Annotated in this window: 18 protein-coding genes; 1 reads left to right on the plus strand and 17 read right to left on the minus strand. The window is 44.7% G+C overall.

From position 1 onward, the window contains the following. Window positions 1-345: 345 nt before the first annotated feature. From AC6I8C_RS10060 to AC6I8C_RS10120, 13 genes are all read right to left on the minus strand, one after another. Window positions 346-600: a hypothetical protein gene (locus AC6I8C_RS10060; RefSeq protein ID WP_497822381.1), complete on the minus strand. Its 255-nt coding sequence runs from the start codon at window positions 598-600 to the stop codon at window positions 346-348. Continuing rightward, window positions 600-1,067: a lysozyme gene (locus tag AC6I8C_RS10065; RefSeq protein ID WP_497822382.1), complete on the minus strand. Its 468-nt coding sequence runs from the start codon at window positions 1,065-1,067 to the stop codon at window positions 600-602. The genes AC6I8C_RS10060 and AC6I8C_RS10065 overlap by 1 nt, the downstream gene beginning before the upstream one ends. Beyond that, a complete protein-coding gene (locus tag AC6I8C_RS10070; protein ID WP_497822383.1) occupies window positions 1,060-1,356 on the minus strand; it encodes a phage holin family protein in 297 nt (98 codons plus the stop codon). Before AC6I8C_RS10070 ends, AC6I8C_RS10065 begins: the two co-directional genes overlap by 8 nt. Continuing rightward, a complete protein-coding gene (locus tag AC6I8C_RS10075; RefSeq protein ID WP_497822384.1) occupies window positions 1,349-1,738 on the minus strand; it encodes a putative holin in 390 nt (129 codons plus the stop codon). The genes AC6I8C_RS10070 and AC6I8C_RS10075 overlap by 8 nt, the downstream gene beginning before the upstream one ends. A 34-nt stretch (window positions 1,739-1,772) precedes the next feature. Further along, on the minus strand, window positions 1,773-2,813 hold the full coding sequence (locus AC6I8C_RS10080; RefSeq protein WP_497823332.1) for a DNA-methyltransferase: 1,041 nt from the start codon (window positions 2,811-2,813) through the stop codon (window positions 1,773-1,775). Between the two features lie 115 nt (window positions 2,814-2,928). Next, window positions 2,929-3,489: a DUF1133 family protein gene (locus AC6I8C_RS10085; RefSeq protein WP_497822385.1), complete on the minus strand. Its 561-nt coding sequence runs from the start codon at window positions 3,487-3,489 to the stop codon at window positions 2,929-2,931. 301 nt (window positions 3,490-3,790) lie between these two features. After that, the gene (locus tag AC6I8C_RS10090) at window positions 3,791-5,551 is read right to left on the minus strand and encodes a zinc ribbon domain-containing protein (protein ID WP_497822386.1); all 1,761 of its coding nucleotides are present in this window, start codon (window positions 5,549-5,551) and stop codon (window positions 3,791-3,793) included. 4 nt (window positions 5,552-5,555) lie between these two features. Continuing rightward, on the minus strand, window positions 5,556-6,266 hold the full coding sequence (locus AC6I8C_RS10095) for a hypothetical protein (RefSeq protein WP_497822387.1): 711 nt from the start codon (window positions 6,264-6,266) through the stop codon (window positions 5,556-5,558). 216 nt (window positions 6,267-6,482) lie between these two features. Further along, window positions 6,483-7,310, minus strand: coding sequence for a ParB/RepB/Spo0J family partition protein (locus tag AC6I8C_RS10100; RefSeq protein WP_497822388.1), 828 nt, complete (start codon window positions 7,308-7,310; stop codon window positions 6,483-6,485). Window positions 7,311-7,322: 12 nt separating this feature from the next. Further along, window positions 7,323-8,276 (minus strand): helix-turn-helix domain-containing protein, encoded by a 954-nt coding sequence (locus AC6I8C_RS10105; RefSeq protein ID WP_497822389.1) that lies wholly within the window; start codon window positions 8,274-8,276, stop codon window positions 7,323-7,325. Further along, window positions 8,266-8,463, minus strand: coding sequence for a DUF4222 domain-containing protein (locus tag AC6I8C_RS10110; protein WP_497822390.1), 198 nt, complete (start codon window positions 8,461-8,463; stop codon window positions 8,266-8,268). Before AC6I8C_RS10110 ends, AC6I8C_RS10105 begins: the two co-directional genes overlap by 11 nt. A gap of 249 nt (window positions 8,464-8,712) precedes the next feature. Next, window positions 8,713-9,201, minus strand: coding sequence for a YmfL family putative regulatory protein (locus AC6I8C_RS10115; RefSeq protein WP_497822391.1), 489 nt, complete (start codon window positions 9,199-9,201; stop codon window positions 8,713-8,715). Further along, window positions 9,191-9,418: a Cro/CI family transcriptional regulator gene (locus AC6I8C_RS10120; RefSeq protein WP_497822392.1), complete on the minus strand. Its 228-nt coding sequence runs from the start codon at window positions 9,416-9,418 to the stop codon at window positions 9,191-9,193. The genes AC6I8C_RS10115 and AC6I8C_RS10120 overlap by 11 nt, the downstream gene beginning before the upstream one ends. A 98-nt stretch (window positions 9,419-9,516) precedes the next feature. Between AC6I8C_RS10120 and AC6I8C_RS10125 the strand changes: the two genes are divergently transcribed. Further along, window positions 9,517-10,152, plus strand: a complete 636-nt coding sequence (locus AC6I8C_RS10125) for a LexA family protein (protein ID WP_497822393.1) — start codon at window positions 9,517-9,519, stop codon at window positions 10,150-10,152. Window positions 10,153-11,116: 964 nt separating this feature from the next. On the opposite strand, the gene AC6I8C_RS10130 is transcribed toward AC6I8C_RS10125, so the two are convergent. The 4 genes from AC6I8C_RS10130 to AC6I8C_RS10145 all read right to left on the minus strand — a co-directional run bounded on the left by AC6I8C_RS10130 (window position 11,117) and on the right by AC6I8C_RS10145 (window position 17,092). Further along, window positions 11,117-12,304, minus strand: a complete 1,188-nt coding sequence (locus tag AC6I8C_RS10130) for a tyrosine-type recombinase/integrase (RefSeq protein WP_497822394.1) — start codon at window positions 12,302-12,304, stop codon at window positions 11,117-11,119. Between the two features lie 127 nt (window positions 12,305-12,431). Then, window positions 12,432-12,932 carry a hypothetical protein gene (locus tag AC6I8C_RS10135; protein ID WP_497822395.1) on the minus strand — a complete coding sequence of 167 codons (501 nt, stop codon included), beginning with the start codon at window positions 12,930-12,932 and terminating at the stop codon, window positions 12,432-12,434. Then, window positions 12,929-14,071 carry an AAA family ATPase gene (locus AC6I8C_RS10140; protein ID WP_497822396.1) on the minus strand — a complete coding sequence of 381 codons (1,143 nt, stop codon included), beginning with the start codon at window positions 14,069-14,071 and terminating at the stop codon, window positions 12,929-12,931. Before AC6I8C_RS10140 ends, AC6I8C_RS10135 begins: the two co-directional genes overlap by 4 nt. Before the next feature lie 1,434 nt (window positions 14,072-15,505). Beyond that, window positions 15,506-17,092, minus strand: a complete 1,587-nt coding sequence (locus AC6I8C_RS10145; protein WP_497822397.1) for a sensor domain-containing diguanylate cyclase — start codon at window positions 17,090-17,092, stop codon at window positions 15,506-15,508. Window positions 17,093-17,663: the final 571 nt, after the last annotated feature.

Raw genomic sequence — 17,663 nt, forward strand, 5'->3', positions numbered from 1 at the left:
AACAATATTCGCATGCCCCGGGTTAACAAAGAATGACCAAGCTCACTTAATCATAATCATACATTACTGAAAAATTCACATTCAGCATGTTAGTCTGAATAACTTATCTTCAGTCACATTAGCTTATGCGCCTTGTGATAATCATTCTTATTAAGATCTTTAGGTGAAATCTCACCTTTCTCAAACTATGAGATACCGCCTGCGCGGACTTGTTAATTTTTTTGCTCAAAACAGTTTTTTTCCCACGTTTCGTTGTGGGTTAGAATTTGTCGCTGTGTTGGGGCGCTCATAACGTCAATATCATGATCACTGACATAGATAGGGCGCACCCACTCACAGCCGGTATCAGTTACCCTCGCGCCGCCACCGTTCCCGCAGCCGCTCAGACACAGCAGCATCAGGCAGACTGTTAATATCCTGCTGAACATCGACAGCATTTTTCAGCACCTCAATATGTTTTTCTGATTCCTCAGCCTTAACACATGCCCGCTCAGCTGCTGCTGTGTTTTCAGCTGCTTTTTTACCTCTGCTACGACCCAGACCGAATGCAGCCACTACCAGACCGGCAATGACGGCCAGCACAGTTAATACTGTTTGCATCAGATCAAACCTTTGTAGGCGTCATAGGTGCCGCTGCGCATTACCTCTGCATGACGTCGCGCGCGGTCAGGTGTCTGGCGCGCCCACAGGCTATTCAGCATTCCACCAGCTGCACCGGCAAAATCACCGCGTGCAATCATGCCCAGTGTGTTAATGAAACCAGCCAGACCAGCTACACCCATCTGATAGGCCATGCTGTAGAGCACGTCGCGGCGTGCGTCGTTGCACTGCGCGAGTGCGGCCACAATCGCAGGCTGTCGATTCATTGAGGAGGTTTTCGCATCTACCAGGCATTGTTTCCAGACATCGCCAACACGACGCGGGACGGTAAACTGGTACTGGTTGATTGGAGCGTTTTGAGGGCCAATCCTGATACCACCGGCGACCGTTGGAAAATTGCGGGTGTCCCAATAGGGAGTCTCGCGATAACCCTCTTCAAAATTGAGGATTTCAATGATTTTACTCATCACCTTTACTCCGTGGTGGGTATGAAACAATGCGTGCGACATTACCTCGCACCGCAAATACAGCCGCGCAGATCAGCGCGTTCGCTACAACTACCGGCCAGCCGCTGGCGTGGTATTGCCCGAACAGCCATAGCAATGCGAAATTGCCATAAAACAGAATCAGACCAGCAGCTATCCATGAAATACCGCGTTTATGTGTTCGCCCTGTTTTGCTGAATGCCATCAGGCGCAAGGCAATAGCCGCGCAAATAGCGACATCAATCACTGTCAGGAAATCGCTACTAATCATGATTTCTCCCCCAGCCATTTTTAACGAATGGCAGTTTTGAAATACCGCCGTTTTTCAGCCAGAAATAGCCTTGCACCGCAGCAGCGGAAATAACGACAGCCGCCAGGGCATCAAGTGGTTTTTCCCGATAATCGAAATAGCCCTCAACTTTGTCCGCAACAAATCCGGCCCCAAATACGCCAGCTGCATAGCCAAACAGGAAATAACCAAATATCTGTCGTCGCGTCAGGTCGCTGGCGGTGACGATAAAGCACATCGACCCGGCAAACGCACCGAACGCGATTGAGTAATCTACAGAGGTGATAAAACCCACCAGCGCAGACGTGACAATGCCCCAGCCAGCTACTGTTGCCGTAGCGCCGGTGCTTAATGGCTCAGCCATTAGCAGTCCCTCTTAATGATTAATAAATTCTGATTTACTCGATCAGCTGATTCAGTTCGCTAACCGTCTGCCGGAATCGTTCCTCTTCCAGCTCAACGCCAATTGCAGAACGGCCCAGCTTTATTGCCGCCTTTATTGTTGACCCTGACCCCATAAAGAAATCAGCCACCAACTCACCCGGCCTGCTGCTGGCGTTAATAATCTGCTCCAGCATGTCAGCAGGTTTTTCGCATGGGTGTTTGCCGCGGTAAAACTGTACCGGCTTATGTGTCCATACGTCTGTATAGGGAACCGCTACCGTGACGCCGAAATATCTGCGCAGAGATTTGAACTCTTCCTGCAGCTCCAGATATTTACGGTTGAGTGAGTGGTACGTGTCCACCAACTGGTGGTGCGGTGCGGCTAACATTCCTGATTGATGGCGTGCAATGGCTATCTTAGTGAACAGCGACTGCAGCTTCAGGTAATCAGCCTCGCTGGGTAGCTGAAGCTGACTGGTGCCGAACCAGTGCGAGACCATGTTCTTCTTACCTGTTGCCGCAACAATCTGGGCAGCGGTTACACTCAGCTCTGACCGGGCATTACGGAAATAATCAATCAGGGGTGTCAGCACCTGCCGTTTTAACTCATTGCATTTGCGAGCGTAGGCGTCTGGTTTGTACGGCCCCTGATAATGCTCTGCAAACAGTATTCGCTCTGTGGCAGGGAAGTACGCTCGGAGGCTTTCTTTGTTGCAGCCATTCCACCAGCCAGAGGGTTTAGCCCAGATGATGTGGTTTAAAATGTTGAAACGCTCTCGCATCATGATTTCAATATCAGATGCCAGTCGATGCCCCGAAAATAGATAGATACTCCCGTTGGGTTTTAAAACCCGCCAGAACTCCGCCAGGCAGCAATCCAACCACCTCAAATAATCTTTATCCCCTTCCCACTGATTATCCCAGTCCTCCGGCTTAACTTTGAAATACGGCGGATCGGTAACAATCAGGTCAACTGAATCGTCCGGCATGGTTTTCAACACGCGCAAACAGTCAGCATTGAATAATTCAACGCCGGGCATCGATATTTTTTGCATCACATTTATTTCACTAATATAAACAGGTAAAAAACTTGGAATAAAAAAACCCGCTCGGAAGCGGGTCTTAAAGAAGGGTTGCTTGCGGATGCAATCGTGCGAAGCATACAGGTATTTAATCAGTCACTGGCTCACTATTCAAGTAAAATCTACCGCTATTTAATTTGAATGCATCGTTCATTGGCTGGTACAGCATATATTCAGCAACTGACAGCCATGTCTTTATACGGCGTCGACAGGTCGAGTAACTCCACTCAGGATGAATTTTATTCAGCTCAATCGCCAATTCACGCATGCTAACCCTGTCGCGGTAACGCTTTTCAAGCATGCGCCGCAGTGGCTTATCGTTGATAAACACTCTGGCAATGACTCTATCCATCGTTAAGGCTTCTTCGTCTGTACAGAAGATCAGGCTTGAATGTAGGCTTTCATACATCAGGTTTTCTATCCATGACTCAAGCTCTTTTGAACAGCCTATTTTTTTTAACTTCTTAAGAATTTTACTCAAATCGTTTTGCGTAATGACGTATTTGTTAAATAATTTTTTGAACATGTCTGGCGCTTCAGGGCAAAGATTCATGGTTGACCATCGCCCCCACATTTTTAGTTTGCCTTGTAGCCAAATGCTCTCTAACCTCTTCAACTTGATTTTGAAAATTATGTTTTCACTTAACATATATTCCGACTCTCTCCACACAATAATATTAAAAAAAACTGAATTTTTATCCGTTAGTGCCTGCAAGCACTAGCGAATAACAATATGAAACCCAATAAAACAAAACTTTTTAATAAAAAACTCATAAATCAACTCTAATTAAGGTAGATTTAAAAAATAATATGCATAACTAAATACATGAAAATTTTACATACTGAAAGATCAATAAAAATCATACTAAATTAATAAGGAGGGGTCAGCTGTAAAGCCAGCCCCTCTTAATGGAAATATATAATTTAATTAAATATCTATCTAGTTAGTACTAGCCAGAAATGAATTCATCAGCTGCATTCTTGATGATTCTTGAGCGCACATCTTTGATATAAGGAATTGCCATTAACTCATCTCTTTTTGCTTGTACAACTGAACCTACAGTTGCAAATTTAGGACGAATCCTTCCCTTTAATCTTTCACTTAAAGATAATTCATCAATAGATTCCTCAAGCAAAGTACTTACAATTGAGATCTCAACAACTGGGTTACCACACTCACTACAAAATTTAGCATTTTGTGAAAGCGGTGCGTTACATTGTGAACATGTTTCTGTAGGTAATAACAGTGAATCTAAATAAGTTTGTATCTGTGAGTCCGATGATGAAAACTCACGATAGTCAGTAAGGCTTATTCTTGCAATAGCATCAGATGTTTTAGATGTGTCAAAACCTTTTTCAGTAGCCATCATAGCAAGGTTGATCATGTAGCGAGGTCCAGTTCCACCAGCTATTTTAACGGTACCTAGTTGTGAGACCATTCCGGAATAACTTAAAATATCTAAAGCCAATTTTAAATTAGGTGACATATCACGCTGCAATGTGAAAAAAACCGACTGATATTCACTTTTCGTTTTTCTATGATTTTTTGTTCTGACTTCAGGTATCAGATATCCTCTCAATAGATCCAACCCAACTCTGATATGACTCGAATACTTAGGCAGCCTCTTAGAAAGACTCTGATGATATGGTATCAAAGCTTGATCAACATAGTTTTGAACTGCTAGCCCCACAGAACGTTCTGATAAAGAAGCATTACCAGCCAATGCACTGTTTAATATGTGTAATAACGCTCTGGGATTTCCATTGGAAAGATCAATGCAAAGGTCTAATTCAGCACCTCTCGGGAAGATTTTTCTTCTTAGGCTGCTTGATTTTGGCAATCTTTTTTCAAGAATTGATCGAAAGTGCAATCGATTCTCTCTTCTTCCTGTTTCTCCGGGGTCTAACCTAACAACAGGTAAAACTATAGCATCCTGCCCAACTTCAAAATTACGGCCATAGTTAGTTACTGTTGGGTAAACTGCGGCTTTACAAGCAACCATTCCTCCATGAAGCAGCTTAAATATTTCAAAAAAAATATTTTGTTGTGCTGGAATAAAAGTATGAGCTGCCTCATCAAAAAAGAAAATTATCTTATTTAAGGAAAAAAGCTCAGCAATGTCTTTAATTATATTAACTAAAAAACTAGTATCTTGTGCTTTAGCTAAAAAATCCTCACCTATTTGACCTAATATTTCTTCATTTGAATTTCTATTAAAAGCGAGTTTCTGAAGTAGATGAATTTTTTCCTCTAACATAGCTTTGGTTTCGAGAACTGATGATACTCCAAATACTCGTTGATAAGGATCAGCAACTCCAGTCTTCGCAATTAAATTCAATGCCAGCATTTTTTCATGTAATGCCTCTAGAATCTTGATATTAACCCAAATTTGAAAAGCATCTCGCTCATCGGCTTTGACACCCTCAAGTAAGGTACTGGTCTTGAAATTTACATATACACCAAGCTTTTTGTCGGCATCAAATGCTTTGTCTAATTCAATTTCAGCCATTCGTAGCAGCATGGATTTACCAACACCTCGCGCCCCTTCAAGAAGATTGGCGCCGCTGCCTTTTAAAGCGTCGATAATTCGTCTTTCAAAATCACCTAATACTGACACTTGCTTTATTTGATCATAAAGAAGATCTTCACATCTTGCTGTCTGCAGTAGATCTTCACCACTTGCCTGATTGCTTACGTTTGATGTTGTCATTTATTTAGCATCTTTTAATTTGAGGGAAAGTTCTATAAATATCTTGTGCGAGATCATAAAAGCGACCAAATAGAAGATTAATTACTTCTTCTTGAGTCCTCACAATTAATTCTAAATGCTCTAAGATTCCGTTAGACATGGTAGAGAATCGTTCTGGTGCTAATGCAGGTAAATCAGCACTTTTACCGTGCACTGTGTTGCTCAGGATTCTATAGAGCTTCTGAAATTTAAGCTGATCACAAAAAGTGATAGATTCCGGCTCACCTTTCATTTGCGATATATATACATTATATCCTGATGAATTCAAATGGGAAACCATGGTAGAAAAGCTCAAGTCTTCATCACATTTTCTCCATCCCCAATATTCTTGGGGCATATCCCACATGTAAACAGTAGCTAACGCAAGTTCGAACGCTCTCCTGATAGACATACGCGCGGGCACAATAAGCCCAACACAATTTAGGTACATTGATATTGCGAAATCACTAAACACTTCATCCAGTATTTCTGCACAGCCTAATCGATGTTGTTCAGTGGTGTTTTTCTGTAATAGTGTTTTGAATTCACTAATAACTCTGGAGTTAAGGTCAATAGTATTCAAAAGAGGAATTGTTGACTCATCGAAAGAACTTTCTAAATTGGCTCCAAACTTGCTGTGAAGTGCCTTGAGCAGTTCTTGCAATGTCTGACGAGGAGCGTGTGTATCATTAACCAAAGTGCATTTCCTTATGAAATAATGATGTTTTCTTGGCTGTGCTGCTACATTAGCAAAGCATTTCTTAAAAGTTAATAAATTCTTTAGCCCCGCTTATCAAACACACAAAAAAGTATAATTATCAGGTATTTATATCAGTTTCACTTAATGCTGCATTGCGCATGAATACTGCCTATAGGTTCATAGTAGTAACTGGAGTATGTTGTGCTTATTGAATTACTTTTGGAAATCATAGTGTTTTCTAGCGGTCTGAATAATATCCATTAGCTCAGCCGCCTGCAGTTCAGTTTCAAACGTCAGGGTAATCCGTGTGCCCTCCTTGTCCTGCTTTCCCTGGCAGTGTTTGCATAATAGCTTCACCAACTGACGGGTTTGTTTTGAGCTGAACTGTGGCAGTGCGGCGGCTTTGGTTAATTTTTTCTTGCCCGTCGCTCTGGCCTTTTCCAGTTCCGTTTTTGCAACCCTGCCTGCTGACGCACCATGCTCACGAACCAGCGCGACGGCAGTAGTAGCTGCGACCTCCTTGTTTTTAACCAGTGCAATCAGCTCATCACCAGACGTTAGCAGCGCAAGGTGATTTTCAACGTCAGTGATTGACCGTTTCACTTTTTTGGCAATCTGCGCCGGTTCCCACCCCTGATTAATCAGGCGCTGATAAGCTGCTGCCCGCTCAAGAGGTTCCAGTGCACGCCCCTGACTGGATGTGACCATGAAAGCGATCCGATCCGCCTCACTGCCCACGAAATCTTTGCATTCCAGTCGGATGTCATACCCGGCCTCCTGTGCCAGTTTGGCCCCGTAGTAACGGTGGTGGCCATCAATGATTTTTATGCCCTGCTCCGTTACCTGGACAGCGAGCGGAGGCACATGTTCACCAGCGATGTAGGCATCGCGGAATTCCTCGATATGGGTCTGATCGATTTCCCGGATGTTGTAACCAAGCTCGACATAGAGTTCATCAACGCCCAGCAGGTAGGTTTTGCGGGTGGTGATGTCCGTTTCAGTTTTGGATTTATTGTCGTAAATTTTCGATAGCGTAGTCATTTTTGATGTCCTTTAATAACCGCGAAACCCTGCCGGGGTGGCGTAATCGACTGGTGAAATGTCTGTGATTGATCGCTGAACCGGCCCTAGCCTGAGTACCAGCTCATCCCATTTATCGCGGAGCTTTGACGGGCTGAGGATGTTCCGACACCAAAACGGATCGCTCTGAACACGTTTGAACATCTTGCAAATCTGATAGTGAGTACGCTGGTCCTGTGAGCACATCAGGCGCACGTCGTTTGCCCACGCGGTCCAGTTAGGTTCTCTTGGTCTAGCCAGTTCGCCATCAGTCTCAGCGGCTTTTTCGTAGAGGTGGATGATCTGCTCCCAAATCCACTGCGCGCACTTCAAGTCCTCATCACTGCCCCACATAGTTCTTTTGGGGCTGCACACCACCGCGTCTGTATCACCAGACAGGGGTTTATCCACAGGCAGAACGTCCGGGGGCGTAGCTCCAGGACATATAGGGTTTTTATCTGATGGATCATGTTTTGAATTTACTGACGGATCGTCGCCAGATTCTGGCGGGTGAAAACCCGTATTCTTGCCAGATTCCGACGGGTCAAAATTTGAGGGGTCAAAATTTGGTGCATCGGATTTTGACGCGTCAGTTTTTGGTGCATCAGATTTTGATGTGTCAGATTCTGACGCGTCAGATTCTGGCTGGTAAGCATAGGCAGCTTCTCGCAGTTTCCTAACGTTCAGCTGGTACATGTTCGACGTGTTACGGTTTCCCTTGCGCCGCGTGGTACTGGTCAGCCAGCCATCCGCTTCTAATTTGCGTATTGAGGTACGTACAGTGCTGGAGCCTGCACCAATCTGACGGGCTATGGTTGCGATTGACGGCCAGCAGATGCCCTCATCGCTGGAGAAATCAGCCAGGCGCGCCATGATGGCCACGCTGGTGATTTTCATACCTGACGCCGCGCAACCGTCCCAGACGTATGCAGACAACTTAACGCTCATCACTAACTCTCCTGAACTTCTGACCCCATAGATTGCGGGGCTGGACGCAGACGTACGGGTAACCTGGACGCCGGAAAAGCACCCGTTTGTTCGTTACATCGACGCCTATGGTTTCAACAATCACACCGCGTGGATCGGCATAGCGCGCGACCCACGGCTGAATAACTTCGTCTGATAGCTGGGGCATTTAGCCCCCTGATTTGCTGGATTTTTCGAGAAAGAACCCCACAGCCCACTCCACAAAGCTGTGGTTAACAACATCAGGGACATCGGGTACTTTGAGTGAATAGCGGAATGGTTGCCGACTGCGTCCGCCCCTCATGGGCAGGCAACGGAATTGCGGAAAATCTGGGGATCTGTTTAAATTATTCACGCGATTATTTCTCCACACTAATTGATGTAGTCGCCGAGAACGCTGGGCTGCAACCCGGCGTTCTCACTTTTCTGGAGCACAGAAAACCCTGTAAACCAGCGTCGTGTGTTCCTGTAACTTGGTAATGGCACGATGTAGTTCCTCGTCAATGATCTCGCGTTCGTGCGGTTCAACCACTCCATCCTCGATAGCTGCCCTCACCTGCTGTGAGTATCGGGTGATCTGTTCGATAGCCTCCAGCAGCCGTTGATTGATATCGCCGTAATCCACCAGCTCAACGTCTGGCAATGGCACGAATACGCCGCCAGAGGTTTTCGCTATGGCGTTTGCAATGTGATGACTGCCTGCTGCCTGCTGCAATACCATCGACCAGCCAATAGGAAACAACTGATCGCCACCATTGCGCAGCCTGTTATGAACGCCGTCCTCGGTAACATCCAGAATCTCAGCGGCCTCGGAATATCCACCAGCAAGACCGGCGATAGTTTTGCGGATCGCTGTAATCAGCCACGCTGGCTGGCGCTCGGCTTTCCATTTAGGTTCATTGCCCACGGCTGACAACCTCCTGCTGTGGTTCAAATAGCGGCACCAGTTCGGGATAATCGCTGGACACGAATTTGAGTTCGTTCTTTGTAATCTCGGAAATCAGCAGCGCAAATTTCCATGGGATAGGATCTGACCAACCGCTGACGCTGGATTTTGCAATGTTCAGGAATCGCGCTGTTGCTGTAACTCCACCGTAATAATTCAAAACCTCAGATTTATTCATAACCCTCTCATCCGTAAAAGCGAACAAATTGAGTTTAAGCCAACGGATGTTATCTGGTCAATAATTCAAACATTAATAGTTCAGAAAAACGGACAACCATGAAGCAGCAATTTCCACAAACCATTAGTGATCGCATTGTCAGCAAAATGCAGGAACTCAATTTGCGCAGCAGAGATATAGTGACGGGAACCGGAGCATCAAAAAGCACCGTTAGCCAATGGGTCAATGGTGGTAATAACCCCTCTGCAACACACATTCCCAAATTAGCCAAGATTCTGAACGTAACGGAAACATGGTTAATAAATGGCGGAAACTACTCACAAAGGAGTAACAGGGGTGAGGTGGATCAAAGGTCGCTTCAGAAAATCCCTCTAGTCTCGCTGGCGCAGGCGGGGGACTGGAGAAATCTAATGAATCAAAATCCCAAATTTTCAGAATGGACAGCCGTTACTGATGACGTATCCCCCCATGCATTCTCTGTAGAAATGGATAATGACTCAATGGCTGGACTCATCCCAGAGGGTGCCATCGTTATTTTTGATCCCAATAAACCACCAAAATCAGGTCAAATTGTTTTGGCTAACATTGGCAATTCAACGGTAATAAAAAAACTAGTGATTGACGGTCCCAGCGCCTACCTGGCTCCGATGAATTCTGGCTATAAAACAATTGAGCTGGAATCGCTTTCTCAGATCGTTGCTACTGGCATATCAGTTCAGACAAAACTGCCATAACACTACCCTTCAATTGACAACTCAAAAATGGCCATAGAAATGGCCCCACCCGCTCTGCGTCCGTAAAAACGAACAAATACTATTGACCATTTCGTCCGTAAATGCGAACATCCGTTTTGCCATAAAACTCCTTTGAGAAAGGACGCTCTCAGCCATATGAGTTTGCGCCCTCTCACAAAATTTTTTTAGTGTGGAGAATCGGCTGTGGGCTATTGCAGTAGCCCACCAGCCATAATCGAGGAAATGATTATGATCCAGGACATTGACGATCTGATTACTAAAATTTTCGACGAATATCCCCAACCACGCCTCATTTGTAACACTCCAGGCGATTACACATCGAAGCTGGTTTCGCAGCTCAACCTGAAACGCTGCGCGCGCATCAGACTGTCATCTACTCACTCCTCAGCATGTTTCCGCTCCGTTCAGAAGGAGGCGCAGATATGAGGAAAGTCGCCCAATTTCATGCCGGTAAGGATAGTGCAAATGACCGTTAAAACTCATACAGGAACGGTCATCACACGCACTGGGGAAAGGCGCGTCAAATTACACCAGAACGCCACAACGTGGGTGGTTAGTGGCAAAGAATATTATAAAGAGACAGGCCGCCGTGGGGGCGCAGGCGGAACCCGAGCCCGCCTGCTGTTAGAAAGCATTACACCTATCTCTGTTAGTGAAGTCGTTCAAATAGATACGCTGTGACCTGTCACGGCTTAGCAGCCCCATAGCGTCAGGTTAGCTAGAAGGAAGAAGATTATGAGTCAGACAATTTTGCAGGATGAAATCATGGTGACCAGTGAAGTGCTGGCACGTTATAAAATTTCCCGGAGCACTCTATATTTCTGGAGCACGCCAGGACGCATGCCTGCGAGTTTCAAGCGACCATTTCCCAAACCTATTATTGGCGGTAGCCCTAAGCGCTGGCGCGGGTCTGACCTATTGAAATGGGAAGAGGAGGTAAACATCACGTCAATTGCCGACCAATCACCCCCTCCAGGTGTTTGACCCATACATCTAACCAGATGTGTTGGTCGTCCAGATAATCATGGAGATTATATCGGGCCATTACCCCTCCCATCTGATGGCCCAGCAATTTTTCAATCACATGCGGTGGCGCGCCCAGTTCAGACAGGCGCGTTGCCACAGTCCTGCGCAAATCATGTAATGACCACTCCCTCATGCCGGTTTTCAAAACTATTTGCTGAGAAAAGAAAGCAATGTTTGGCTGAGCTGGTGGCTTGTCGTCTTCAGGCGATTTATAGCGGGACCGTGTAAGGATGTGCTGAGTTATTGAATGTTCTTGGTGCTTCTTGAGCATTACGATAGCAGCATCAGGTATAGCCCTTCTGACTGTCTTCCCAGTTTTGTACTCGCTGGCCGGGACCGTCCAGGTCCTTTCTTTATAGTTAAACCATTCCCATTTAGCTGTTCTGATCTCGGTGCTCCGGCATCCTGTCATCATCAAAAATCGCATGACTATCTGCTGCCGAACGGGCATATCATCCAGAACGTTCCAGACAATTTTGAGTTCATCATCTGAAAGTACCCTATCCTTCATGGCTGCGGCAATTGCCACATCTGATCGCCGTAAGTCAGCCAGCGGGTTTATATCGATAACGCCTCTGTTATGACAGAAACGGAAGGCGCGCTGCATCAGGCTCAAAATCTGGCCGGTAACTACCCTTCTTCCCATTGCGTCAAACAGACCAAGCCAGTGGCTCTTGGTTGTATGGTTCACTACCATCTGCCCCAGCACGGGCTTAACATGGTTCTGGAAGTTCTGCCGGTTCTTGTGAATCTTTATCAGCCCTTCGGGTATGCAGTAATGCTCTTCCCAGTAGTCGAACGCCTCTTCGACCGTCATGGCCTCAACTTTTTTCATTCTATCTAAGACTACCTGCCGCCTCGGATCATAACCCTCTGTAATCCAGAGTCGAAATTGCTGACGGCGTTCCCTTGCCTGCGACAGGGATATAGACGGATAATCCCCTATAGTTAGCTGAATGGGCTTACCCTCCCAGCGATAACGGTAGAAAAATGTTACGCCTCCTGAAATCGATAGCCTGACATTAAGGCCGTGTGTGTCCGATATAACCTCAACTTTTTTTCGAAACTTACCTAGCGATTTTCTGAGCTTAGTATCTGATAGCAAAATGAATGCCTCATATTTTCATTTCACATGAAAAAAACTAAAACCAAATTGAATTGTTCAAGGGCGAGAAATTAATTTATTTTTAACATGGTGAATAGCTTAGTATTTTTCGTATCTTACTGAAAATTTAACTTAAAGGGTAAAAGTTATGGTCATTATCAATGAAAACGACATAAAATGTATTTGCATCATAAAGCCTCCCTGTTTTAGGATGCTTAATCCCATCATAATCTTTTGGAAGAACAAACCCCACCAATCTTTTATTCTGGTCCAACCTAATTCTCGCCCACTGAACTTGATGGGGAATATTTTTGGGTTTGTCAAATTTACTTTTAGCAGGAAAAGAATCATAAACCCCTAACATCCCCCTCCTGTTTCTTCCTATTCTAACTTGCTGTAATTCATCTAACGATTTATTGCCAAAGTCAATTAGTTTGTCAAAGAAACCGACGATTGTATTTATATCCCAATCGTCTAACTTCCCAGAGAATTCTTGGTTAGCATCAAAATATGAAAAATTAAATTTGCATCTATTTGATAAGTTGCACTCATCTGAGTCCAGGCTAACTAAAAGCTCAAGATCAACAAGAAATTTTTTAGTTCTAGAATTCCCAAAAGATTTACTCATAACTTAGGAACTCCTCCAATTTTGCCTTGATTGTAAGCAGGAGATATTGGGCGATCATTCCGGAGAACATCACTAGGTATTTCATCAAGCCTGTAGCAATAGCTCTCAGTTTTTTCTTTATTCACCAAATATGATCTATGCTTACCAAGATAATCAAGTATATCAGTGTTGTGCGTTGTGAAAATAAGCTGCGCATTTCTAGTATTTAGTTCAGAATCAGTAAAAACATCCAAAAGATGTGGAAGAATGTGAGGATGAAGATTGATATCAAACTCATCGAGCACTAACAGCCCACCAATGTCGAGTACTGCTTTGTAAGAACCTAACTGCTTATAAAGTGATTTAGTACCGCTAGATTGATGGTTCAGCGTCAGAACATCCATCCCGCCTTCAAATTCAAAAACAAACCATGCGGTATATCGCTTTACTCCGTCTTCATCGGCGTTTTCTTTTATATAAATATCATAAATTGAAGGATCAAATTTGATTATTAATTCTTTTGCAAAGTTGAAGTAATCCGGGTTATGGTAATAAAACTCATGAATAAAGGATATCTCATGTGTATCCTGAATTAAGCCTGTATATCTGACATTAGTAACCACACTCATAAATTTCCTATGGATTTTACTTGTGCACTTAATGTCAAACTGATTAGCCATACTTATTACCGATACGTTTTTTCTTAATTTCGGCATTTTTTTTAAAGCTTCGAACTCTTTTATTGAAAATACGATTTTATTATCTTTTCTTTCGAAAATTTTAGTATCTCTTTTATTTTTTCTGAACATTACCTCAGATACTACTTCCGTATCCTTAAGTTCGGCTTCATAACGGTATTCAACATTATCTATAACAAAAGATACATAAAACTCAGTACTTTCCTGGCTCGTAAAGTAAGGATCAAATTGTAGCAACGAATCAACTTTGTTATCAAATGAGTTGACAATAAAACTAGAGATAAAGTTAATAGCTTTTAAAATATTCGTCTTGCCTGAACCGTTTGCACCTTTCACACATAAAATATTAGTAAATTGTTTTCCATTAGATATATCAGACGGGCAAGAATTACCAAGGCGGAATGAAATATCAAACCCCTCTTTAAAGCTGAAGAAATTTTTAGCACCAAAATCTAAAATCATTTTTCCACCAATTTTTGAACTATCGATGCCACGTTAACACAACCTAACCTTAAAATCAATTTATGACAAATATGTCATCATAACGACTTAAGGGTTAGGCATTCGCGGTTTGGCATACTCAATGATCGAGGGGTACGGAACGATAATTCGTTGTGCTAGGTTTGCATGTTTAGTTGTATATATTTTATTCGATTGAAATTGCGAAACACTCCCTTTTTATCGATATTAATGTTTGTTCGGCTCAAAGATTTATTCCTGTTATGATCTTGGCCAGACGCTGATTCATGATTTGCTACTTAGGGATAGCACCCTGTTAGCGTGTACACTTGAGTGTACACAAAATGTGTTAATTCAATTCAGCTAAATTAAAAAATGTTAAACCAAATAACACCACTCCATCAATTTAAGGCTTTGTTATTAATGGAAAAAATCAAAATAAACCAAACACTCTCATCTGTCTTAAAGTGAAAACGTATGCCCTCCGGTAGGGCTTCGGCGCCGCGGGAAAGTTTTTTAATACATGCCGGTATGAATTCGGGCTGTTTAAATGACGTTCAAATTGGATGAGGCTATAAATTTATGGATAACGCTGACCTCGCACGGGAATGGAAAGAAGCACATCCAGCCGCCTTTCTGAACGGTTCCTTAAAGCTTCAATAGCTTATGCGTCTGGTGCTCTGATGAAGCCGTAGTGGCCGGGACGGCTTTCTGTTTGTATTTCCAGGGACACCGCAGGATTCTGTAAATCGCGACCAGACTTTACAAATTCTGGTATAAAAACCACAGGTTATTCATCAGGGAAAAGATTATGAGTCTCAGCAGAGTGTTACTTGTACTGGTTTTTGCAGCATGCATTGCCCTGTTACTCAAGGCGGGTTCATTCAGGGTTACGCATTATCTTGACGACAAAATCGATAATCAGATTACCCGATGGGCTGATGGCAAGTAAGCAATCAGGTTCATTCAGCTAACCTGGTCCGGGCGGGCCTTTTTCAGCTCCTGCCAGCATAACGTGCTTACGCTTCGCTATTAAATCTTTTGTCACTATCAATCGCAAAGGAACACTGTATGGTGTGCGAATCCGCCTTTACTGATGCTACGATTTTCCTTTTTTGATGCAATTCATGCCTGCGTAAGGCGGGCTTTTTTGTGCCAAAAACCAGCCAGCGCTTACCGGCATCTCTTCACAGGAACAAGGGAATCCGCGGGCCAAATCGGTAAAGCTGAAGGGTGACTTAGAGGGTAAGTGTTTTTCGATGGCGTTAACGGAGGGTGAAACAACGTCAGCCTCTGGCACAAACCTGCGTCAGGCCGCCTTCGTCGCCGGGACACAGGAATATCCAGCCGATTGATTTGTCACCCCAGCCCGGTCATGCGCGGCGCCAGAGTCCCAAACGGCCAGGGCAGGACGACTAATCACATCCTGAATTTCATTTAACTCAGTCTATGTACCCGGTTGCGGCCATTGTGTTTTGCCTCATAGAGCGCCTTATCAGCCTGTTGCTTAAGTCTTTTGGCCTCATCTGGCTGTCCGTTTGAGATCAGGCTACTGTATCCGGCGCTGAGGGTCACAATACCTTCAGGAATACCGGAGGTTTCGTGCGGTATTCCGGCAGACATAACTGCGTTTACTGCGCGCTCCGCCACCTTTTTCCCCATGCTTTCTCCACCCGAAGGGAGGATAATGGCAAACTCTTCTCCGCCGTAACGTGCAACCACGGCATCCTGCCGCTGCGTAATTTCTTTCAGAATGGCGCTGACACGCTGCAGACAGGTATCGCCGGCGACATGCCCGTAGGTATCGTTGTAACGCTTGAAAAAGTCGATATCAAACATGATTAGTGACACGGGTTCACCCGATTTTTGAGAGCGCTTCAGGACCTGATCTAACATCGCATCAAACTGGCGGCGATTAGCCAGTCCGGTTAGCCCGTCAATCAATGCCAGTGACTGTAGCGTATGGTTGATCGTGGTGAGCTCATCCCTGATCTGTGTTAATTCCAGCTGATTTCTTACGTTCTTTTTAACCTGTCTGAGAACAAACATCCCCATCCCGGAAATCATTACAAGCAGAACTACGTTCAGGATGACGTCGATGATATTGGCGGAGAACCAGTCGCTCCGGATCTTATCGAGTTCATATCCCGCCGTGACAATGAGCGGATACTGCTCAAGGCGGGCGTAGCCATACACCCTCTCCACCCCATCCAATGCAGAACGCCACGTTGCGCTGCCACTGGCAGAGGTTTTCAGGACGGTTGTAAATAATGGACTCATGGACAGGCTGCGGTTGATAGCCGAATCCGGGAAGGGCCGGATATACAGGACAGAAGTATCAGCAAGAATCAGCCCCAGAACATCGCGCTCACCCAGCGTATAGTAGCTGTAGAACTGCCGGAAATAGTCTACTTTGACCGTTGCCAGCGCGACGCCGGCAAAGTTGCCTTTTGAATCGTTCAGTCGCAACGATACCGGAATAACAAGGTCACCTGTAGACCTGCTGCGGATAACACGGCCAATCCTTACGCGGGTATCCTCATGGGTACGGTGCCAGATGAAATAGTCCCGATCGGCATTGCTTCCTTTGGCCGGAACGTAGTTGCCCGACGTAGCAATCCATTTACCCTGTGCATCATAAATAAACAGCCCATGAAGCTGACGCAGTTTCCCCTGCTGCTCTTTAAGCTGACGAGCGAAGACGGGCGTTGCCGCGTAATCCAGCCCGTTCAGGCTGAGCAGCCTGACGGCATCCGCCAGCGTAATATCCACCTGCAGAAAGGCATCTTCTGCCTGTTTGGCGAGAGAAACAGAGAGGTTACGGGCATCATCTTCACGGACATTCTGATTGTGCTGCCACGATCCCCAGAGCGTAAATATGTTAATCACAACAACAGCAAGCACGGTTGCCATAAGGAAAAACGCCATCGTGCGGCCAAGAGAATTACGGATATCTGAAGGTACAACACCGCCACTGTTTTTATTCAACGCAATGATTTCCATTAAATCCTGATACTTAAACATAATTTACGCATGAGATAACCGCAAGCAGAGCGGGATGACTCACGATGTTGTTGTGATTACTGTGAGCGTCCAGCCTTCCGCTGCCAGACAGCACGTTTCCTGACTAAATTGAAGCCTTTGATCATCGCGGTCTTCACGCTGCAGTTGCCACGCCGGATAAATATATCAACCGTTTTCAGCATTGATTCTCTTTATGACTTAAGCATTTTTTAGAGATTGAAGCAGGTCTGGCAGGGAGTGAATGACAAAGTCCAGACAGCATTATTTCAATATAAATTGCTGGCGAACAGAGATTGCCAAATTACAATGATTCCGCGCGGTGAATGGCTGATTAATTTAACACGTTCTCTTTTCAGGCCTGCTTCGTTTAATCTGTTATGACAATCCAGCAAGCGAAGAAAAATTTTTTTATAATCACTGGGATAGTTAACGCAGGTAAACACATTAATCACCGCGAATAAACCGTGCATTTTCGGCAGGAATTTTATTCAGGGCAGATACTTTCATTGTGAAAACTACGTATATAAGAAACATTGAAACGTGAAAACCCCGACTGGTTTGCCGGGGCCTG

Source organism: Pantoea sp. X-Soil-YNGN-844 (genome assembly GCF_059730595.1).